Genomic DNA, 19,983 nt, shown 5'->3' on the forward strand with positions numbered 1-19,983 from the left:
GAGACCTCACTTCTTTATCGGTTCGGGGATAGAACGACCCTTACCCTTTTCCGCTACGATGAACTCCAGAAAACGGAGATGATCCGTGGTGCTTGGATTCCAGTGGGAATGGATCGTGCCGGCGGGAACAAACAAACTCTCACCGGCATGGAGCGTTACCGGCGGCTTCCCATCTTCCTGCCAAACACCTGTCCCTGACACGACATAGAACGTGATCGCAGCCGGATGGAGATGCCGCGGGTTGATCCCACCCGGAGCGTATTCCGTCTCGTAGACTGCGACCTCCAAATTTTTCGTGCCGGGTATTACGGTCTGCAGCAGCGGAGCATGCGGTATCACGCCATGCTTTTCTTGGCTTACAGCCGGACTCGCCTGAAGCATGCACAGGACTCCTATCGCCGCAGCGCTGATCGTTATGAGATTCGATATCTTCATCATTTGACGTTTTCCCGGACGCTGACTCGGTGAAGCACGGTATTGAGCAGGGCTATCGTTGATCGTTGCACTGATGGTTGGCCGAACTGCGAGTAGTCACGCGGAACGTATCTTGGTGGTGTCCATAACTATCTGACCGTCCGACCATCCCAGCATTTGGGTTTGGCTCATCGTCGGGCCGTACTGGTGAAGCCGACTGTGCTCCAGCCGAGAGTGCCACCAATCATGCCAAGGCCAGTCCCACCCGTGGTTCATTGGCCCTCGCGGCACCCATCCCGTAACGACGGCGAGCAAGCCAGCGGCTACTAGCAAGGCGACGGTGGCTGCGATGCCCAGAGCAATCTTACGCATAGAAATTCTCATCCTTGCGGAATAGAATATCGCGGATAAACTTGCGTGGCAAACGCAAATTTCTCGCGGTTAGCCCAACTTGAATTTGGGGTATTAATGACTCGCCAGATGCCCTCCTTGAACGGATTGCGAGCCTTCGAGGCGGCTGGACGGCATGGCAGCTTCAAGGCAGCAGCGGAGGAGCTGAATGTCACTCAAACGGCGGTGAGCCACATGGTGCGGCTCTTGGAAAAACACCTCGGGTTCGCGCTCTTCCGCCGTCATGCCAATAGGCTCGAGCTCACCGATCAGGGCCGGGCGTTCCAGCCCGGCCTGACCGAAGCCTTCGATGCGATCGCCCGGCTCTCTGAGCAAGTGGGCTCGATGCAGGCCGGCCCGGTGCTCACCGTCGGGGTCGCGCCGACGCTCGCTTTACACTGGCTAATTCCGCGCTTAACGAGCTTCAATCGCGACCATCCCAACATCGAGGTACGCGTCGCTACCGGCGGTGCAATGCTTCCGCTGCGGGACGATTGGACATGTACTGTACGTCGCGGCGCGGGCAGTTGGCCTGGCTATATTGCCGAAGAGCTATTCCCATCAACGCTGGTGCCAGTCTGCACGCCGGCAATAGCAGCAAGCTTGCTGCACCCCCGCGATCTCCACACGGCAACCCTGATCGTCGTCTCCCACTTGCGCGAGCAATGGACCTGGTGGTTCGAAGCGGCAGGCCTGAGCGCGCCGATACAGCCAGCTAATGAGGTATCGTTCGAGAGTTCTGTGATGGCAATTCAGGCCGTCCTCGATGGAGTAGGAGTCGCTGTGGCGCAACTTCCCTATGTCAGTGATGCGCTGACAGCGGGCCGTCTGGTCACCCCATTTCCGATCATTGATCAGAAATACGAAGGCTGGTATCTGGCCTACAGGCCGATACGCGAGAAGGACCCGGCGCTATTGGCCTTCCGCAACTGGCTGCATGGCGAAGCTGAGTCGCAACGTCAGGTACATAAGAGATTGGGTCTGACGCGACCGCTTATGCGCAGCGGAACTCCAAAGTCCCGCTCACCGACCATCGTGACACCGCGCAAAAGTCAGAAGAAATAGTGCTAACCAATGCCATGTATGAGATGGGCTGCGGACCCCAAACCGTCCGACGCGCGGCGAGTTGGACCTGACGATCAAGTTCCCGTCCCGGCGGTCGATCCCCCTGGGCCGTTTGCGGTCGCCCGAAGCACTGATGCTAATCGGTGGATACTGGTGTCAGGTCGCTTGTTCAGCCGATCTGTTTTCTGCCGACCCCGATGCGGCGGATCACGCTCGCCGGCGCCACGAAATCGAAATCGGAGATCGCCTGATTCCTAGCGATGACCTGACCTGTTACCTTAATTGATTTTCCTTCGGTGCCCGGTTTCAGGCTCAGGCCATGCGCCTCTGGGTGATCGACCTTGCACCATACGAGGCTGTAACCCGGGCTGTCCTCAGTGACGATATTCTCGTCGACCGTGATCGTACCGCAGGGCTTAGAAAGCTGGATATCGTGCGTGTGGACAAGCCTCCGGTAAGTCGGTCTCATCGCTCCCATGCTGCACCAAGCGAGAGACGGTGGCCGTCGAGTTCTCAAAATCTCTGTTTTATTGAGAGATGGTGCGGGGCGGGCGGAATCGAACCGACACACTGTCACCAGAACTGGATTTTGAATCCTGCCCACACAAGCGCGCAACTAATCGAGCCCGCTAAACGGCGGCGGCGACAGACTGTCCGATTTCTAACCCATGGCAGCCTGCAGGCCGCCGTCCGATTAGAACGACTTTTCAGCCGTGGCGGCTCGCCGCATCCTACAGATGTGCGTCATCGTGATGAAGCGGTGCGAACTCTCCACTAATGTGATCGATTCCTCTGAGAGCCTACGCCTCGCGATCGATGAGCACAGTTGCTCGTGCGTCCCCGATGGTGGACGCCGCGTCCGATGGAGGTGTACGTGACCGAAAATAAATTTCTCACCACCGAGGAGGTTTCCGAACGCTATCGCGGTGAAATTTCTGTCGGCACGCTTCGTAACTGGCGTGCACAGCGCATCGGGCCACCATTCCTCAAAATCGGCAAGTCGGTGCTGTACCCCGTGCAGACTCTCGATGAGTGGGATAGAAAGAACCTCGTGGTCTGCCGTGCGTCGCAGAGACTTAATGTGGTGGACAATGAGGGAGAGTGACCATCATGGTCGATCATGGATTATCGATCCCAAATCCATACCCCAATGACTCCTGATGATCAAAAAAAGCTCGTGCGTTCAAATCGTTAGATCATGATCGAAGACTGGTGCACAACTATCCCTCTCCGCACCCGTCTTCACGCTCAGTCACGCACCATCATTCCCGATTAGTGATCGAGCGTGAATTTGATACTTTCGAATCTTCGGTCAATACCAATGCCCAGGAGGCTTCTGCGCGTTGGAGGTCGGCGGTTACATCGCGGACCCCAGGCACCGACCAGATGGCATCGCGAAGCAGGAACCGCCAACTGTTGGTTCGCTCTACACGCTTTGCCAACTCCACAACGCGGACGTGCGGGATCAGCGCAGCCTTAAGAACTCGATAGTCCTCTTGGAACAGAACGGCGGCAAGCACATCAAAAGCCTGCGTCGGCAAATCGCGAAGCGCCCCGAGTTGTCGCGAGTTATTATGCGACGTCAGGCGTCGTCCCTTGATCTGATATCGCACCTCTGCGGCATCTGTGGCGTCGGCATCGCGCATCGAGTTCGGCGCCTGCTTCCACCCGAAGGCACGACAAAACAGATGCTCGGCAAGATCGCCGACGGGATTATTCGAACTTCGAATGACGCCGCGCCGCCGCAGTTCCTCTGATACCGCAGCGTGCATCACGAGCAGCTCAGGCGGCGTTAGATTTCTCAGATCTCGCAAAGATTCACCTAGTGCTCGCGCGGCTCATACATCTCATCCGGATATGGAAGTCTGCCGTTGATCGACCGGAGGAGTACGAGATAGCTGCGCACGGCCTTCTGAAATTCGATCCCGTCGCCAATCGATCGGTCTTTGAATGCGTGAATCGCGTTTCGACGTTGCTGCACGAGCTCGACAAGCGCATCGCCTTCGGCGCCGAGCAGCTCTTTCGTTTTGCAATAATTGCGCAACTTCTCCAGGCCGAGTCCGTCCGGGGCGTGTGCCACCTGCTTTGCGTTATCGTAGGCGTTCGCCTTCTTGAGATTGTCGATGTCGTCCTTGTAGGTCTCATACCAGACCGACAGAAGCGTCTTAATCGTGCCCTCGACGAGACTTCCCAGATTGGCCCAAGCCAGGATGAGTTCCGCCGGCGTGAGCGCGTTGGGCGGTTCACGCATCCAGAGCCTAAGCGATCCCGACAATGAGGCTTGCCAATCGAGCCGCGACTTTCCGAGCAGGCCGGCAGCAGCGACAGGAGCCCAGCCATCGCTCTTTGACCAGAACTTAGCGATGCCCTCGTTCAAGCTCACGATCCGATCGACCACTTCCGCCATGGCCATCGCATCAATTGATTTTGGAGCAACCTTTTTGACGAAGCCCGGCGATGCGGTCATTTCTCTTCCCTCGCGCGCCAGGCCGGCTGGGCCGTCAGCGTATCTAGATGGCGAACTGCTTCGCCCGAAAATCGGTGACCCGCGCGATCCGACCGACAAGATATGAGCGGTAGTCCGCGAGCAGTCCTCCCGCATCGGATCCGTCATCACTTGGCGTTTCGTCAATCGCACGGAGGGCCTGTTCGAGAGTTAGGCCGCCGGCCTCAGCATCAACCAAACGACCACTTAGGGCGCGCTCAAGTTCAAGCCTGAGAACTTCCGGTAGAACCGAACGTGCCTCGAAGTACAGCAAACGAAGCCCGAAAAACCGCAGGCGTTCATCATCGAGACTTTGAACAATCGGCAATCTGTCGGCCCAATCCGCGTCATGAAATTCGATCATGCGGGCTTCATCTTGCGGACCAGGAAATCCGTCATAGAGGCGCTCCTCGGCATGTCTCGAAGGAATGCGAGGTTCGCGTGTTGAAGTGTAAGATGAGACAAGCCGGGCGCAGAGCGCCGGATCATCCTTCACTCGGCGTGCTCGCGTTTCAATAGCGTCAATATCGAGGCCATCCAGCATCACCCCCGGCGCGTCATAGAGAGCCGTCAATGTTGGCGCTGCGTTGATCCGAAGCCGGCGAACCGGACAGGGCTTCTGAGCCAGCTCAGTTCGAAGCTCATCCTCTGTCATCGCTGCAAAGCGATCCACATCACTGTTTAGGCTCAAACAAAAGCGGCCATTGGCTTGATCTGGATCTCGCCCAATGCACACCACAGGCGCGTGATATGCCTGATTGGCAAAGAACTCCGTGAGCATGAATCCATCTTCCGCTTCGACGAAGTCGGCGACGGTCGCTTTCTTTGAAAAGCGTACGAAGCGCTGCCAGAGCTCTGACGACCGCTGATGCACGAGGCGACAAAGTTCGAGCGTGGTGATGACGTCGGAGAGAGCATCATGAGCCTGTTCCTGAACGACGCCGTTAGCGAGCGCCAATTGTTCAAGGCGAAAGATCGGTCGCCCCTCTGGACCAATTGGAACGTTGAGACATGCTGGCGACACGGCGGCTGCGGCCATAACCAGCCCCCACACGTCCGCACGGCTGTTGTTGTGGTTGCTCGTGAGATAGGCGGGATGAAGCGTTTGAAACAACGCGTGCCGCAACATCTCCTCGTCGAAACGCATCGAGTTGTAGCCTAGAAAGATCGAAGGGGACCACGAGAGCAGCTTCTGCCGGATCGCTCTGACCATGTCGTAATGGGACGGAAGACTCGAATCCAAGAGCCTTCCGATCGGCAGGCCATTGGTGCGCAGTGCTGCCGGATGGGGCAGCACATGTGGCAGAAGACGCGAGCGTACCTCGAAGCGGTCAATCTCATTCAAATTCGCGTCGGTGCGTATGGCCGCGAAGTGCACGATCTGGTCGAAGCCGTGCTTCAGGCCAGTTGTCTCGGTGTCGAAGAAGACGAAGCTCAACGGGCCCGCCTATTCCTAGAAGCGTCCTGCCAATCGATATCGCATCGCCGCAGCGCTTACGCGGAATTTGCGGGCAAGCGCTTCGATCCCAGCGTCATCTTCGATATCCAATCCGCCCGCATCCAGCGCGCTCAGGAGGAATTCGCTCGGCATCAGCAGTTCCGACGCGAATGCGTTGGCCTCAATCTCCAGCGGATCGATGCCCTGCGAAGAGACGTCATCACGCAGAAGCACACGAAATCCCTTATCGACGTGAACCGCCTTCCCAATCTCCTGGGCGTGCAACTCATGGTGTCCGAGCTCGTGTGCCGCCGAGAATCGTTGACGATTGGGATGGTGCAGCGCGTTCACGCCGATGATGCCGACTCCGTCCTTGATGTAGGCCATCCCGGAGAGGTCTTCCTCTAGCGGAGCGTATTGGAGGACGATGTTTCTGGCTTTGATGATGCGCTCGACCGGAACTGGCACCCCCTTTACGCCAAAGGCCCGCAAGATCGCGCGAGCCGCCTCCCGAGCTCGTTCGGGATTCGCCGTCATGACCCAGCCTTTGCGCCGCCGCGTTGCGCGAGCGCGCTAGCAATCAGATCGGTGATTTGGGCTTTACCGCGTGCGGTTACAGTTTCGTCTGACAGGATCATATCCAAGTCCTCCTGGGTCGATGGTTTTGGTTGCGCCGGCAGCAGGTCTGAGACCTTGGAGAACTCGAGCGCCGACGCCAGTCGATAGACGTGGTGCAGCAGTACGTTCTGACGACCGCTCTCGATGTTGGCGATCGAGGCGCGCGAGATGCCCACTCGGGCAGCTAGCGTAGCCTGGGTAAGGTTCAGCCCCTTCCGCCGCGTGGCTACCGCCTGCCCGAAAGCCTTATAGATCGCTTCGTCCGACATGCGGGATGATTGCTACGCGCGAATCTGAATGTCAATATCACAAACACTTGTGCTTAATGCACACATCGCACTGTGCTTGTTGACAGCATCGGTTTCTTCTGGAATCCATGCTGGGTCGGCGAGCGGGTTCAGTCGGCGACAAACAAAGGATCGTCGACGATGCAGAAGCTGGCTGCGGTGCAAAGTGAGGATTTCAATCGACCAAAGGGGATCCAGCGATCACGCCGGCTTCCCGATCCGGCGCTCGGCGCCCTGTGGGACTCAATTATCCTGGAAGAACGTCTGAAAGCTCAGCTCCTCTCCCAAGCGATGCTGAACTTCACGATGCGCGGCAAGGTCGATCGTAGCGTCATACCGCTGCACGGCGTGATCCTTCTCGTCGGACCCCCGGGTACAGGAAAAACCTCTCTTGCCCGTGGACTGGCACATCGCACCGCCGAATCCTTCCAGGGCGGCGGGTTCCGTCTCCTCGAGGTCGAGCCGCACGCGCTGACCAGTTCGGCGATGGGCAAAACCCAGCGCGCGGTCTCGGAATTGTTTTCGCAGTCGATCGCAGAGTCAGCCGCGGCCGGTCCGACCATCGTTCTCCTCGACGAGGTTGAGACGCTCGCGGCTGACAGATCGAAGATGAGCCTTGAGGCCAACCCGATCGACATCCATCGCGCAACTGATGCCGTGCTGGTTCAGCTCGACGCTCTCGCCGAGCAGCATCCGAACCTGCTGTTTCTCGCCACCAGCAATTTTCCTCAAGCGGTGGATGCGGCCTTCACGTCGCGGTGCGACCTTGTCGTGCATGTGCCCCTGCCGGACCGCGAAGCCTGCGCGCGCATCCTAAAGGACTGCCTCACGGGGTTGGGCAAGACCTATCCGGCCATCGCGAGGTTGGCGACCAGCGCGAATTTTGACCGCTGCGCCGCGGAGTGCGTGGGGCTCGACGGGCGCGCCATCCGCAAGATGGTCGCCAACGCTCTCGCCAGCACGCCTCAGACCGCGATGAACCCAGACCGGGTAACCGCCGAAGATCTGCTGGCGGCGGCGCGCGCCGCCAAGGCGGGACGCTTGTCGGGAGGCAAAGTCCCGTGAGCACAGTCGCCAGCCGCACCTTCAAGAGTACGCCCGAACGTGACGCCGGTCGAACCTGGACGGCGATCGTCGATCTGCTGACTCAGGGGAAAGCCAGTGAGGCGCGGACCGAGCTTCTGGCCGTCGCCGGCGTCGCGGCAAGCATCATAGCTGATCAAGCACCCAAGGAGGCAGCCATCACGGTGACCTGCGACGGTCCTCGGACACGCATCTATTGTCTCTATGACGATGACGCGGTCGAAGGCTCCGACGCGAACGAGGACGCCCTTGGCTTCGATCCGTTGAAGGGAGATTGGCGCGTCTCGCTTCCGTGTCTCGCGGACGACCTTGCCTGGGTCCAGGGCGCCTTGAAGAAACATAGCACCCGCATCACGGCGCGCGATCTTGGCGCCGCTGTGTCTGCCGCGGATGAAGCCGCAACAACGAAATCCCAGGCGCTTGTCTTCGATCCGAAGGGATTTCTCGGCTCATGACCAACGTCGCCGTCAACACCTACACGCATTCCGTCACCTATGTGGCCGACAACATCCTGAAAAGCCTGAAGGACATCATTCGCCTCAGCGGCCTCGATCCATCGGAATTTGTCGGTGACTGGGCCACGCATATGCGTGGCGTCCAGACGTGGCTGAACACCGGCGATCTCGAGACTGTAGAGCTTGAGATTTATGACCCCAAAACCGACGCGCTCATTTTTCGCTGGGACATCGAGATCTCCTATGGATGGTCGGGCGGAGACGGCAGCTTTTGGACGGACACCGACCAGCTCCGATACGCGATCCGAAAGGCCGGCCTGGCTCCAAGCGAAGCGCGCTACCGGTTTCTTTTGCAAACGAAGCCCGGGCGGCCCGATGTGATCGGATGGAGTAAGACGAGCGGGCGCTCAACGGACGGGATGATCCGCCAGAGCCTGGGCACAACGATCGAGCATAGCGGCCTCGGCGCGAGAACATCCTATCTGAGGAGAGCCTGATGCTGACGATTGATGAAGCCTTTCGGAAATTCAAAAGCCGCCTCGAGCTGAACGACAGAGAGCAGGCGAACGCTTCGGCACGTCAGACCGAGGTGCGAGACTATCTCGATACCAAGTTCAAAATCGACCGGAGCTTTTTGACTGGCTCATACGCACGCTGGACCAAGACGAAGCCGTTGAAGGATGTCGATATCTTCTTCGTCCTGAAAACATCTGAGGATCACTATCGCTCGAAAGCGCCATCGATTGTTCTGACCGATTTTCACAACGCGCTGGCCGAAAAATATGGTGACAAGGCCAAGAAGCAGAACCGCTCGATCAATGTGGACTTTGGGGTGAAAGCCGACGCCGAGGACAATACCGACTATCGCCTCATCAGCGTCGACGTCGTCCCGGCTTTCGACAAAGATGATGACTTCGAGATTCCCGACAATGAGGTGGGAAAGTGGATCGAGACCAATCCGAAGGTCCACGCTGAAAAGGCCACGGCCGCGCATCAAGCCTATTCCAGCGAGTGGAAGGGATTGGTGCGGATGGTCAAATACTGGAACAACAACCCCAAGCATGGCGAAAAGCCGGTAAAGCCCTCCTTCCTCCTCGAGGTCATGGCGCTGCAGTGCCTCCATGGCGGTTGGGGCGGCAGCTTCGATCGCGAGATGCAAGCGTTCTTCGCGACGCTTGCCGACCGGATTTTCGATGAATGGCCCGATCCCGCCGGCCTCGGCCCGGCTGTCAGCAATGGGATGGATTCGGCACGCAAGACTCGGGCACGCGACCTTCTGCGCGCGGCGGAGCGGGAAGCGACGCTCGCGATCGATCATGTTCGCCGTGGCCGAAATGGCGAGGCGCTCCGAGCCTGGCGCGAGCTATTCGGCCCCAAATTTCCGTTGTCCTGACGAGCGCCCGCCAACTCCTGTAAAGGTCTTCGATGTCAGAATGGTCCCTGTCTCAGCTTCTCTCGTCGCTGCACGAAGATATTCAGCAGCGTCTGGCGACCGTGCGGAAGACGTTCAGCCATCCTGGCACCAAGGGTGACGCCAGCGAGAACGTCTGGATCAGCTTGCTGGAGACCTACCTGCCCAAGCGCTACCAAGCGGCGAAGGCGCATGTCGTGGACAGTCTCGGAAATTTTAGCCAGCAGATCGACGTCGTCGTCTTCGATCGCCAGTATTCACCCTTCATCTTCACCTATGAAAACGAGACAATCATTCCCGCTGAAAGCGTCTACGCTGTCTTTGAGGCCAAGCAGACTGCGGACGCCGCTCTCGTCGCTTACGCACAGGAGAAGGTCGCCAGCGTCCGGCGTTTGCACCGTACGAGTCTTCCCATTCCCTACGCGAAAGGCGTTTATCCGGCCAAGCCGCTGATTCCGATCCTGGGAGGCCTCTTGACGTTCGAGAGTGAATGGAGCCCGGCGCTCGGGCCGTCATTTGAAAAGGCGCTAATCGCTGAGGTTGATGACGGGCGGCTCGATCTTGGCTGCGTCGCATCGCACGGCCATTTCTTCTTCGACCAAACCGCTGCCCGCTATATGTTCGTGAACGAGAACAAGCCGGCGACGGCGTTCTTGTTCAAACTAATTTCACAGCTTCAGTTCAGTGGGACCGTCCCGATGATCGACGTAGAGGCCTACGGCCAATGGCTGACAAAATAACCCTCAGGCAAGGCTAGATGGCAGTGCGTTCGCCCCGAGCAAAGAAGAAGCTTAGTGCAGAACAAAGAGCAAAATCAGCCTGACAATGGTGTGCCTATCGCCGAAGCCGACGAGCCACCTGTCGAAACTCTCCCTCCAAACTGCTCCGTCAACATTCGCGGCTGGGAGGACGACAACGAAGCTCAGGCACGAGAGTTTGGCGAGGGCGTGATGTCGCTCGCGAAGGAGCTATCGCGCTATCTCGATCTAAGCCGCCTGAAATCGATCATCATCGGTTGGGACTATGCTGAGGCGCTTGCGAGTGTCGATCGCGGAGACGGCATCCCGCCAGCAGCGCCGACGGCAAACGAGTATGGGCAGGGTGGCGCCATGGCTGTCCATGTGGTCCACAACGACGAGATCTGGAGTGTCGTCGTGATCTGGACCGGGTTGGTGCGCCAGCTAAACGAGACGGATCACCCGGAGCATAAGCTGGCTCTCCAAACCTTCGTCCATGAGTTGGTTCACGTTGACGATTTGCGGTTGTTTACTCGAACCTATCCCGATGGCTGGCGAGCGGCGAAACCCAGGAATGGGAGAGATGCCAACCTTCAGCCGATCGTAAACCCCTGCCAATCCGAATACTCTGCACAACGTCGCGCTGCTTGGGCGGCACCCGAACACGGCCTCGATCTCCTCGACATGCTAGGTGAGGCGATGAAAGACGTAGATGACCAAATTCGGTCCGCACGTCTGAGCTACCGCCTGCATGGAGAAATGGAGAAGTACTGGCCTGTCGTGGTTGAGCGGTTGACGTTTCTATTCCAAGCAATCGGATATGGCCTCGGTCACGCCGATTGGGTTGAGGCGAATGCCGACGATCATCCCGAACTTGCAGCTCGCTACCGCGCCAAGCTCGAGGAGCTCGCCGGTTATCCTTCCGGATGGATGCTTGACGCTTGCCGAGACGCAGTCCAACCATTCTTCGATCTCAAGGAATGGATCGATCAGGAAATCTATGATCCGTTGATCGAGGTGTTGGAACGGCTTCTTAACCAGAACGGAATGTACACGCGTGCGCATGGCGACGGAATCTATGTCGACATGCCCTACACCGGGGTCCACGATCTTTAGACGGTCGAGACACTGAGCCTGACCCGGCTGCCGGACCGGTCAGCGTCGGTGAAGACGCGCAGCTTGTGCGGGTGCTATCCGCAGCTGGCGAAGTGATTCGCATCTGTCTTGACCGCACTGGCCGGGAATTCGTCGCGCCCAAGGTCGGATGTTCTGGCCAACCTCCTCGACTAGGGCGCCGCATATCTCTGGGAGACACCGCCCTAATGCGCCACTTGGGGCTGAGCTCGCCATTTTCGCCGCTGTGGCTCTAGGCTGGTTCATAGATTGGCGATAATTAGCGATTCCTGCGAATTAGCGGCAGCAGAGCAATGGACTTCCCGAGCCGCTTCTGTTATCTTATACGCTGAAATTCGCACTTTATGCTAAATGTCGCATATGGAACAAGATTCTCCCCGTCTCCCTCAAGGTCGTGCACAGCTGGTCCGTGTCCTGTCCGCGGCGAGGGACGTAATTCACGTGGATGACGTTGTCACCACTCTGCAACTCGACCGCATCGCGGCCGCCCAGCGTCTTTCGCGCTGGACCGAGCAAGGTTGGCTGAGACGCGTCGGTCGGGGAGCCTATGTCGCCGCTTCGATCGACACGATGGGGTCCGATCGCGTTCTCGACGATCCCTGGGTGCTCGTGCCCGCGCTCTTCGCGCCTGCATATATAGGCGGGCGCACAGCCGCCGAGCATTGGGATCTCACAGAGCAAATCTTCAAAGACATCGTCGTGATGACGGCTCAGGCCGTGCGACAGAAGCGACAGGAGCGGCACGGCGCGCTGTTCTCGCTGAAGCACATCGATGAGCGGAAGCTCTTTGGCACGAAGAGTGTCTGGCGACATCAGACCCGCGTGCCCGTCTCCGACGTGCACCGCACTGTCATCGATATGCTGGACGACCCCGCGGTCGGCGGCGGCATCCAGCATGTAGCGGATTGCCTTGCTGCCTATCTGCGACGTGCCGATCGCAACAACGAAAAGGTCATCGAGTACGCGGTGCGTCTCGGCAACGGCGCCATCTTTAAACGCCTCGGTTTTCTGGCCGAGCGCTTGTCCGACGATGCCGAGCTCGCCCGTCTTTGCGAAAACCATCTGAGCGGCGGCCATGCGAAGCTCGACCCTGCCCAGGATGGATCGCATGTGGTGACAAAGTGGCGGCTGCGCGTGCCCCAACGCTGGGCTCGCGAGGAAACGACATGATCGATAAGCGTGAAATCCTCGCGATCTCCCAGCAGACGTCCCTAACGCCACACGTCGTCGAGAAGGACTATGTCCTCGGATGGATGCTCGCGGGCATCTACAGCCACGAAGACCTCGCGGAAAGTTGGGTGTTCAAAGGCGGCACCTGCCTGAAGAAGTGTTTCTTCGAGACCTACCGCTTCTCCGAGGACCTCGACTTCACGCTTACAAAGCCGGAGCACCTCGACGCCGACTTTCTGAAGAACGCATTTTCTGAGATCGGCGAGTGGATTTACGAACAGACCGGCATCGAGATTCCAGCCGACAAGCAGGAATTCGAAATCTATCAGAACCCGCGCGGCCAAATCTCGTGCCAGGGAAAGATCAGCTACAAGGGGCCCGTCTCATCGACCCACGGTCTTCCGCGGATCAAGCTCGACCTGACAGCGGACGAGCGTGTCGTTCTGCCGCCCGTCCAAGCACAGATTTTTCACCCCTACAGCGACGCTCCAGAGGATGGCATTCACGTCCTGGCCTACGACTACATAGAGGCGTTCGCCGAAAAATTCCGGGCTCTCGCCGAGCGAACGCGTCCTCGGGACCTTTACGACGTGGTGAATCTGTACCGAAACAGCGAGGCGCGCCCGGAGCCGCGGCGCTTCATGGAAGTTCTGCGCGCCAAATGCGAATTCAAGGGCATCGGCATTCCGAGCATAGCTGACCTTGAGCCTCACCGTGGGGATCTTGAGGCCGGCTGGACCCACATGCTGGAACACCAGCTCCCGGCGCTTCTACCAGTTGCGACTTTTTGGGACGCGCTCCCAGAGATCTTCGCCTGGCTCCAAGGCGCTATTCCGCAACCCCTCGCGGCGATGCCCGTCGGCGCCGGTGATACACTCATCCGCGAGCGCATCGTCGGCCTGCCCGCCGGCGGCCGCGGGCAAAACTATATCGAGATGATCCGCTTCGCAGCGGCCAACCGTCTCCTCGTTGAAATCGATTATCGCGATAAGCAGGGCAACCGCTCAACGAGAGCAATCGAGGCTTACTCGCTTCGCCGCTCGCAGGCGGGAGACGTGTTGCTCATGGCCGTGCGTGCGGACAATGGCCAACCGCGCAGCTATCTGGTCAATAGCATTCTTGGGGTGAACGCCACTCAGACGTCATTCTCGCCGCGATATCCCATCGAACTCACGCCGTCTGGCCCCCAGACCATTCCGCACACCGCGAGCTCGGGTTCAGGAAGTGTGTTCGGACTGGGCCGTTCACCCATTCGGCGCTCGCCTGTACGCCGACCGGTCCGAAGCACGAGTTTCGGGGCGGCAAGCGGTCCAACCTACGTTTTCAAATGTACCGTCTGTGGAAAGACCTTCAATAAGAAGAGCTATGACGCGACGTTGAACAAGCACAAAAACAATCGAACGGGCTACGAATGTTACGGCACGTTCGGAGCCTTCGTGAGAACGAAATACTAGCGAGACCGCGGTCAATAGCTGAGGAGACAAACCTGGCGACATGGGCGCAAGCGAGACGAAGAACGATCCGCTCTTCAAAAGAAGATTCGACAGGGGGGATATGAGCAAGGATTATCTCGAGGACATTAGCCGGGTCTCATTGAGGACCGCGGAGATAACCGATGCCGATGCCTATGCGCGGACGATGGCCAGCCTCGAGCAACAGGCCTTTTGGTCCGGTCGCGGCAAAGTCCGCAAACTTTGGCCACACCAGCGTACGGCGATCGCACTCGCTGCGGCGTACGTCTGCTCAGACAAAACGCTGGACGTAGGTGGCACCGAAGCGGCGCTGATAAAGATGCCGACAGGGACCGGTAAGTCGGGCGTCGTGGCCAGTATCGCACGTTGCCTTCCAACTATACGGCGCGTTCTCGTACTCACTCCTAGGACAGCATTGGCAGATCAGCTCAGGAGCGACGTCGCCGAGCGATTCTGGGGCAACATGGGCTACGAGGTTCAACCTCCTCAGACGTGGTCCGATGCTTCGATCGAGCTCGCCCAGGTCGAGCTTCTGCTCCCCAATGTCCAGCAGCTAAAGCACCTGATGCAATTGCCCGTTGGCGAGCGGATGGTGCTCGTTGGAACACTTCAAGCCCTTGACCAAATCCGAACCAAGCGCGACGAACTTGACCGCAAATCCCGACGCGGACGGCCTCTGACGGTTGAGGAACTTGAAACTCAGGACATCACTGGGCGGATGATGTCTTGGCTAAAGGGATTCGACCTCGTTGTAGTCGATGAAGGCCATTACGAGCCCGCCCCCTCTTGGAGTCGAAGCGTCCGAGAACTTAAACGCCCCACCATCTTGCTCAGCGCGACACCGTTCCGAAATGACTACAAACTCTTCCAGGTGAAGGGCCGCTTTGTCTTCAACTACCCCTTTCAAGCCGCGCGCGACGAAAACATCGTACGCGCGGTAGAGATGGTCGAGATCGTCGCGGGTAAGCGTCGGAGGCAACGCGAGAAGGCGAGCGACAAGGACAACATCACGCCCACTCGCCTGACGCGAGAAGATCGCAGCGCTGTCGACGACTTCGTCGCGGGCCTGAAATCTCAGCTGCCGCCTTTGCTGAAAGCGTCAAACGTCGTCCGACCGAAGGTGATTGTGCGGGCCGGCTCGTTTGAGATTTTGGAGCTGCTTCAGACCAAACTCGAAAAAGCATTCGGCGAGGCGCCCGTGCTTATCCATGATCGGGTGGAAGGCAACGTCGCCGAACAGCAGCGCCGCCGCTACAACAATGTCGCCCGAGCGCGTACGAAGGACTCCGACGCCACCTATTGGCTACATCAGAGCAAATTGCTGGAAGGCATCGACGAGCCGACTTACGTTGCGGTAGCAATCTTCGATCCGTTCACCAACGCTCGACAGCTCGTACAGCAAGTCGGGCGCGTCCTAAGATCGACTGATCCGACCCGAATGGCGCGACAGACCGCCCATGTCCTACTCCCCAGCGGACTGTTCACAGCGGCACAACTGGAGTGGGCGCGCTACTTGGAATTCGAAGCGTACGCGGCGACAGGTCTTGGCGGCATTGTCCCGAGCGAGGCTTACCTCCCAGAGAAGATCGTCGGCGCAATGCCAGAGATGCAGTACGTGGATGGGCGATTCCGGCATCGGCTGCCCGACTCTGTGTCTGTCGGGGCAGACGACATTGTCGTACCGCGCCGGGCGGCCGTCTTCGAGACCGAAGACGCGTTCGACCTCGGCATCGCCAGCACCGAAATTCTCGAAAGCATTCTGGCCAGCAACCGCTTTGTCGTCCGACCGATCGATGGGCTGCCCCCAGATGTGTTGGGCTGGACCTTCTTCACGGTCGACGAGAGCCCCTACCTCTCTAATCACTTTATTACCGAGTGGCGGTTTGGGGTCGCACTGGCCGCACGTGTGCGCAATCACCTCTTCGTCTTCGATTCCGATGGCCTGACCTTTAGTCCGTCGCGCGTCGGTGCCGCCCGACCGGGAGAGGGCAGCATGACCCGGCTGCTTCCCGCGAACTCGACAATCACCCAGGTTTCAGCGAACTCGCTCGACATGTCCGATCGGGCGATCCGGTCTCTTACCCAAAGGACGCGGTCCTTTGCCGAGACGTTCACCGACTTGCTCGATCCGATGCTCCGCCCCACAACGGTTACGGGGTATGTCGGAGGATCAGGTCGTTACATCGGCATCGTCCGTGCGAAGGTGGCCGACGCCACCGATGAGAACGTCTCCATCACCGATTTCATGGCCTGGGCACGAGAGATCGAAGTCCAGCTCACCGACAAAAATGCTTCACCCAACTCCGTCTTCCTGCGGTACGCGACGCGCGTCACGCCTGATCGCGATAAGGCCGAGAAGCCGGTAAACATTTTGCTCGACCTGACCGAGGAAGCTCTGCGCGAGTTCGGGCTTCGCGGTGGCGGGGACCGCGCTAGTCCGCCAGACGGCGTATTAGCATATGAAGATCTGTGTGCCGACATCGAGAACAATAAGTTCTCGATCAAGGGTTTGGATGGCGTAGATGTTGCCTGCTCGATCCGGTTCAATCCTGAAACATTGCGATATGCGATCAGCAGCAAGGCGCTGAACGAGCGCCATCCTCCGCTTGCAACATCTCGAGCCAATCGCGCAATTGCGCTGACGGAACGGATCAACACTTCCCAGGCATTCCGGGTGCTCACCTCACAGGACGGCGTCGTTTACATGTATGGCGAGTTTCTGAAGGCGCGCGATGTGCTAAGCGCAACGGGGACTGTACTGCCGCTAGAATGCGCCGTAGCCATTCCCGAACTTCGCGACACCAAGAGTGAAAAGGGCGAGAACTTTTTCTCGAAACCCGCCACGTGGGCGAAGTCATCCGTCTTCGGCTTGGTCAAGTCATACTGTGCCAATCCAGGCACCGGTGGCGCGAATGACCTGGAGCGAGCCCTCAGAGGCTTCGATCTCGTCCTGCTCGATGATGATTCCTCGGAGCTTGGCGATTTCATCGCAATTGGAGAACGGCGCCTCGCAATCGTCCATGCTAAGGCGAGTAGTAAGCTGAGCGTCGGTGGCGTCACCAAGCTCGAAGCGGTCGGTCGCCAGTCGGCCGCCTCACTCGCGTTCTGCTCGACAATGGCGCAGGTCGACGGGATTGAAAATGACCGTTGGAAACGTCCTACACAATTCAACGCCAAGACGGTGGTCCTGCCGCGAATTTTTCGAAATGAAAAGAACGTACCCGAGAACGATGTCGCGGCTACGGTCAGAGCAGCCCTCACGAATCCGAGCTACGACCGCGAGGTCTGGATTGTCGCAGGCCGCCTATTGGATGTGGAGAAAACTCGCGACCGAGCCCGCAAGAAGGCGCTGACAAACCGCGATCGACAGCTATTAATGTTTCTGGAAAGCCTCGGGACCGCTTGCGGGCGGGCGAACGCGAGGTTGAGAATCTTCGGACACTAGTCCGAGCTGCCCGTGCCGCCGCCGCCTCTTGTAATCGGGGTCCGCCGGCTCCCAAAGGCGCATCCATTTGTGCAACAGGCCGTTGCACAAACCACCGGCTCAAACAGTCTAGGGAAGCGGATACTTCAGGATCGACCGCGGCGGATGATTTGCAGCCAACACGGCAATCTCCCAGCTATTGGTAAAGGCAGCCGAGCCAGGGAGGCGCCCCTCGACAATCGCACCTGTCTTTACGTCGACGAAGCATGCGAAATAGTGCTGGGGTGAATGACCTCCGTTCGTGCAGATGTAGACGTTCTCATCCGCGATGGCGAGGCAAACAGGTGTGCGGCTCGGCCCTGTTGGGGACCACGCAGCAGGATCTAGCGACGGCAAAATCGAAAAGCTCTTGCCGAAAGACAAGACCGTCACGAGCTGCCAGGGAACGAGAAAGGATTCCGCAACATCCTGAATAAATGAGGGCCCGAGAAGGACCATGGTGCTTCGATCGCCAGTCGCCGGTTGCTGGGTTTTCAAAGCGTAAAATGTCTGCCGCCCATCCATATAGATAAAGAGATCACCAGCCTCGAGCTGTTCAAATCGGGTGGTTCGGGCAGCCGGAACGATCTCCATCAAGCCAATTACCTTTCAAGCGGCGCTACGAAGCGCCGCCACAAATAGTCCGCGGCTTGCTCCCGGCTCATCTGCTTCAGATCAAACTGTCTTTCGAGTTGGCCGAACCCCATTCCCATCAGTGAAGTTATATACAACTCACCTTGGGTGTCGGAGACCGTCAGGATCTCGTTGCAGGCGTTGGATCCGTGATGCCACTGTCCTTCGGCATACGAAATGCCGTCGCTAGAATGTAGGCCTCCTAGCCAAATCCGGCAGCGGCATGCGCTCTTTCCACGCAAAAACACCTCCGCCATGAACTCCGTCGCGGTGTTAGGCTGAAAATCACATTCCACGGCGTCGTCTTGCTGCGCGAGTTGATCGAGCGCCCTCTGAAAGTGATCCTTGATCACCTCGAATGCCTGTCTGCTGAACCGCCGCTTGTCAGCGTCGGTCGGCGACCGCTTCAAGTTGGGAACGTAGGGTGCGGGGCCCACTCCACTCGGACCGGCCACCCCGGGAAAGGCTTTATGGGACCGGCCGGCTCCAGCCCCCGGAAAGGTCGGTCGTTGCGCGGGCTTCGCGCGCTTTGCATCAAGCCCATTCAGAAGCAGCCCCCGCGCAGTGCTCTCGTCGTCTCCTACCAGGGAAATATGGACGACAGAGCTCAATAGCCCCGGAGGCTGACATTGCCGCACCATCACCGGCACCAATTTGCGTTTGAGCCCCTGGGGATCCTGGGCGAACGAAGCGGCCCATTCGGGGGAGGCGAATTGAGATTTCAGGTAGTCGGGCGACAGGACCATGATCGTGCGGTCGGCTTCGGTTGCCGCCCTTTGCATTTCGAGGACAAAGTTGCTGCCTGGCCGAAAGTCCCAGGCTTGGATCACGACCGTGAAGCCTTCCTCCTCGAGGACGAAGCCGATCCATTCGGCCCAGGCCTTGTCGGCAGAGGTGTAGCTTACGAAGAAATCCGCCATGCACCGATCCACATCCCATGACCGTGACTCTGCACGGGCCTCTGTACAAATAGCAGGTCCACCCATTATCCATCCACCCGCCAACTGGAACGGACTCGAACCGAGGAGCTTACCGTGAACCCGGTCAGCACAGGACACTGCGGACCATGCGCAAGCCAAGGCGTGGCAGGGTCCCGTCGGAGGAAGAGGGCCGATGGTCAAGCATTATGCATTTCGTCGATCTTCGAATTCGCCCTCCTGCCCATTCGCGCTGCCCTATGCCATTTCTGTTTCTCACGCCTGCGGAAGTCTACGAGCGTTATCGAGGAGTGATTAGCCTAGGCACGTTGCGCAATTGGCGGATGATGAAAACCGGGCCGTCCTTCTTGAAGCTCGGACGCGCTGTCTTGTACCCTCTCGCCGAGTTGGAAGCATGGGATCGGAAGAACCTCGTGATCTGCCGTGCTGCAAAAGTCCCGAGCAGGAACGAACGAGAGGCAGCGGGATGATCACGAACAGTCAACATCCACCGCCTCCAATCTCCGGCCCCAACGGAACCGCCTTCTCAAGAAAGAACAATAAAATCAATTGGCTATGAGCGGCAGTGGTTTGATGCACAACCATCCGTCGGGTGTGGCGGAACCCTCACGCGCCGACGAGATGCTGACACAGACGCTGAAGTCTGCGCTGGCGCTGGTGGACGTTCGGGTGCTGGATCACCTGATCGTCGCCGGTAGCGCCATCCTGTCGTTTGCCGAACGTGGGCTGTTGTAGCTCTGGGGGCATCGCCCCCTTTTTTGCTGTGTCCTCGTTTGGCGAAAAAGCTGCG

20 protein-coding genes and 1 pseudogene are annotated in these 19,983 nt (G+C 58.6%); 12 read left to right on the forward strand and 9 right to left on the reverse strand.

Annotated elements, in window-relative coordinates; genetic code table 11:
• Positions 1-6 precede the first annotated feature (6 nt).
• The gene (locus VA613_RS09200) at positions 7-438 is read right to left on the reverse strand and encodes a cupin domain-containing protein (protein WP_324778788.1); all 432 of its coding nucleotides are present in this window, start codon (positions 436-438) and stop codon (positions 7-9) included.
• A gap of 444 nt (positions 439-882) precedes the next feature.
• Between VA613_RS09200 and VA613_RS09205 the strand changes: the two genes are divergently transcribed.
• Complete coding sequence (locus VA613_RS09205) at positions 883-1,869, forward strand: LysR substrate-binding domain-containing protein (RefSeq protein WP_324778789.1); 987 nt, start codon at positions 883-885, stop codon at positions 1,867-1,869.
• Between the two features lie 169 nt (positions 1,870-2,038).
• On the opposite strand, the gene VA613_RS09210 is transcribed toward VA613_RS09205, so the two are convergent.
• Positions 2,039-2,338: a hypothetical protein gene (locus VA613_RS09210; RefSeq protein ID WP_324778790.1), complete on the reverse strand. Its 300-nt coding sequence runs from the start codon at positions 2,336-2,338 to the stop codon at positions 2,039-2,041.
• 405 nt (positions 2,339-2,743) lie between these two features.
• On the opposite strand from VA613_RS09210, the gene VA613_RS09215 reads away from it, so the two are divergent.
• Positions 2,744-2,974 carry a helix-turn-helix domain-containing protein gene (locus VA613_RS09215; RefSeq protein ID WP_324778791.1) on the forward strand — a complete coding sequence of 77 codons (231 nt, stop codon included), beginning with the start codon at positions 2,744-2,746 and terminating at the stop codon, positions 2,972-2,974.
• A gap of 157 nt (positions 2,975-3,131) precedes the next feature.
• On the opposite strand, the gene VA613_RS09220 is transcribed toward VA613_RS09215, so the two are convergent.
• Genes VA613_RS09220 through VA613_RS09240 form a run of 5 tightly spaced genes read right to left on the reverse strand, consistent with a single transcriptional unit; the run spans position 3,132 to position 6,679 of the window.
• A complete protein-coding gene (locus VA613_RS09220) occupies positions 3,132-3,644 on the reverse strand; it encodes a hypothetical protein (protein ID WP_324778792.1) in 513 nt (170 codons plus the stop codon).
• Positions 3,645-3,691: 47 nt separating this feature from the next.
• A complete protein-coding gene (locus tag VA613_RS09225; protein ID WP_324778793.1) occupies positions 3,692-4,336 on the reverse strand; it encodes a hypothetical protein in 645 nt (214 codons plus the stop codon).
• Between the two features lie 43 nt (positions 4,337-4,379).
• Positions 4,380-5,792: an exonuclease domain-containing protein gene (locus VA613_RS09230; protein WP_324778794.1), complete on the reverse strand. Its 1,413-nt coding sequence runs from the start codon at positions 5,790-5,792 to the stop codon at positions 4,380-4,382.
• Positions 5,793-5,807: 15 nt separating this feature from the next.
• On the reverse strand, positions 5,808-6,329 hold the full coding sequence (locus tag VA613_RS09235) for an ImmA/IrrE family metallo-endopeptidase (RefSeq protein ID WP_324778795.1): 522 nt from the start codon (positions 6,327-6,329) through the stop codon (positions 5,808-5,810).
• Entirely contained in the window at positions 6,326-6,679 is a 354-nt protein-coding gene (locus VA613_RS09240) for a helix-turn-helix domain-containing protein (protein WP_324778796.1), read from the reverse strand. Before VA613_RS09240 ends, VA613_RS09235 begins: the two co-directional genes overlap by 4 nt.
• Positions 6,680-6,838: 159 nt before the next feature.
• Between VA613_RS09240 and VA613_RS09245 the strand changes: the two genes are divergently transcribed.
• The 9 genes from VA613_RS09245 to VA613_RS09285 all read left to right on the forward strand — a co-directional run bounded on the left by VA613_RS09245 (position 6,839) and on the right by VA613_RS09285 (position 17,604).
• Positions 6,839-7,762 (forward strand): AAA family ATPase, encoded by a 924-nt coding sequence (locus tag VA613_RS09245; RefSeq protein WP_324778797.1) that lies wholly within the window; start codon positions 6,839-6,841, stop codon positions 7,760-7,762.
• Complete coding sequence (locus VA613_RS09250) at positions 7,759-8,235, forward strand: hypothetical protein (RefSeq protein WP_324778798.1); 477 nt, start codon at positions 7,759-7,761, stop codon at positions 8,233-8,235. Before VA613_RS09245 ends, VA613_RS09250 begins: the two co-directional genes overlap by 4 nt.
• Positions 8,232-8,732, forward strand: a complete 501-nt coding sequence (locus tag VA613_RS09255; protein WP_009338224.1) for a hypothetical protein — start codon at positions 8,232-8,234, stop codon at positions 8,730-8,732. The genes VA613_RS09250 and VA613_RS09255 overlap by 4 nt, the downstream gene beginning before the upstream one ends.
• Positions 8,732-9,628 (forward strand): CBASS oligonucleotide cyclase, encoded by an 897-nt coding sequence (locus tag VA613_RS09260; protein WP_324778799.1) that lies wholly within the window; start codon positions 8,732-8,734, stop codon positions 9,626-9,628. Before VA613_RS09255 ends, VA613_RS09260 begins: the two co-directional genes overlap by 1 nt.
• A 32-nt stretch (positions 9,629-9,660) precedes the next feature.
• Positions 9,661-10,386: a CBASS effector endonuclease NucC gene (nucC, locus tag VA613_RS09265; protein WP_324778800.1), complete on the forward strand. Its 726-nt coding sequence runs from the start codon at positions 9,661-9,663 to the stop codon at positions 10,384-10,386.
• Between the two features lie 54 nt (positions 10,387-10,440).
• Positions 10,441-11,499, forward strand: a complete 1,059-nt coding sequence (locus VA613_RS09270) for a hypothetical protein (RefSeq protein WP_324778801.1) — start codon at positions 10,441-10,443, stop codon at positions 11,497-11,499.
• A 459-nt stretch (positions 11,500-11,958) separates the two neighbouring features.
• The gene (locus tag VA613_RS09275) at positions 11,959-12,687 is read left to right on the forward strand and encodes a type IV toxin-antitoxin system AbiEi family antitoxin domain-containing protein (RefSeq protein WP_324778802.1); all 729 of its coding nucleotides are present in this window, start codon (positions 11,959-11,961) and stop codon (positions 12,685-12,687) included.
• Complete coding sequence (locus VA613_RS09280; protein ID WP_324778803.1) at positions 12,684-14,141, forward strand: nucleotidyl transferase AbiEii/AbiGii toxin family protein; 1,458 nt, start codon at positions 12,684-12,686, stop codon at positions 14,139-14,141. The genes VA613_RS09275 and VA613_RS09280 overlap by 4 nt, the downstream gene beginning before the upstream one ends.
• A gap of 40 nt (positions 14,142-14,181) precedes the next feature.
• Positions 14,182-17,604, forward strand: coding sequence for a DEAD/DEAH box helicase (locus VA613_RS09285; protein ID WP_324778804.1), 3,423 nt, complete (start codon positions 14,182-14,184; stop codon positions 17,602-17,604).
• Between the two features lie 108 nt (positions 17,605-17,712).
• Here VA613_RS09285 and VA613_RS09290 read toward each other — a convergent pair whose 3' ends face one another.
• Both VA613_RS09290 and VA613_RS09295 read right to left on the reverse strand, forming a co-directional pair.
• Positions 17,713-18,219: a hypothetical protein gene (locus tag VA613_RS09290; RefSeq protein WP_324778805.1), complete on the reverse strand. Its 507-nt coding sequence runs from the start codon at positions 18,217-18,219 to the stop codon at positions 17,713-17,715.
• A 5-nt stretch (positions 18,220-18,224) separates the two neighbouring features.
• Entirely contained in the window at positions 18,225-19,175 is a 951-nt protein-coding gene (locus VA613_RS09295; RefSeq protein ID WP_324778806.1) for a toll/interleukin-1 receptor domain-containing protein, read from the reverse strand.
• 594 nt (positions 19,176-19,769) lie between these two features.
• On the opposite strand from VA613_RS09295, the pseudogene VA613_RS09300 reads away from it, so the two are divergent.
• A pseudogene (locus VA613_RS09300) lies at positions 19,770-19,928 on the forward strand (JAB domain-containing protein); the annotation flags it as partial.
• Positions 19,929-19,983: the final 55 nt, after the last annotated feature.

Source organism: Thiobacillus sp. SCUT-2 (assembly GCF_035621355.1).
GTDB lineage: Bacteria > Pseudomonadota > Gammaproteobacteria > Burkholderiales > Thiobacillaceae > Thiobacillus > Thiobacillus sedimenti.

Coding starts and splice junctions, on each gene's coding strand:
- VA613_RS09285 (WP_324778804.1), top strand. CDS start 14,182: ATGGGCGCAAGCGAGACGAAGAACGATCCGCTCTTCAAAAGAAGATTC.
- VA613_RS09240 (WP_324778796.1), bottom strand. CDS start 6,679: ATGTCGGACGAAGCGATCTATAAGGCTTTCGGGCAGGCGGTAGCCACG.
- VA613_RS09235 (WP_324778795.1), bottom strand. CDS start 6,329: ATGACGGCGAATCCCGAACGAGCTCGGGAGGCGGCTCGCGCGATCTTG.
- VA613_RS09260 (WP_324778799.1), top strand. CDS start 8,732: ATGCTGACGATTGATGAAGCCTTTCGGAAATTCAAAAGCCGCCTCGAG.
- VA613_RS09225 (WP_324778793.1), bottom strand. CDS start 4,336: ATGACCGCATCGCCGGGCTTCGTCAAAAAGGTTGCTCCAAAATCAATT.
- VA613_RS09200 (WP_324778788.1), bottom strand. CDS start 438: ATGATGAAGATATCGAATCTCATAACGATCAGCGCTGCGGCGATAGGA.
- VA613_RS09255 (WP_009338224.1), top strand. CDS start 8,232: ATGACCAACGTCGCCGTCAACACCTACACGCATTCCGTCACCTATGTG.
- nucC (WP_324778800.1), top strand. CDS start 9,661: ATGTCAGAATGGTCCCTGTCTCAGCTTCTCTCGTCGCTGCACGAAGAT.
- VA613_RS09205 (WP_324778789.1), top strand. CDS start 883: ATGACTCGCCAGATGCCCTCCTTGAACGGATTGCGAGCCTTCGAGGCG.
- VA613_RS09245 (WP_324778797.1), top strand. CDS start 6,839: ATGCAGAAGCTGGCTGCGGTGCAAAGTGAGGATTTCAATCGACCAAAG.
- VA613_RS09280 (WP_324778803.1), top strand. CDS start 12,684: ATGATCGATAAGCGTGAAATCCTCGCGATCTCCCAGCAGACGTCCCTA.
- VA613_RS09210 (WP_324778790.1), bottom strand. CDS start 2,338: ATGAGACCGACTTACCGGAGGCTTGTCCACACGCACGATATCCAGCTT.
- VA613_RS09295 (WP_324778806.1), bottom strand. CDS start 19,175: ATGGCGGATTTCTTCGTAAGCTACACCTCTGCCGACAAGGCCTGGGCC.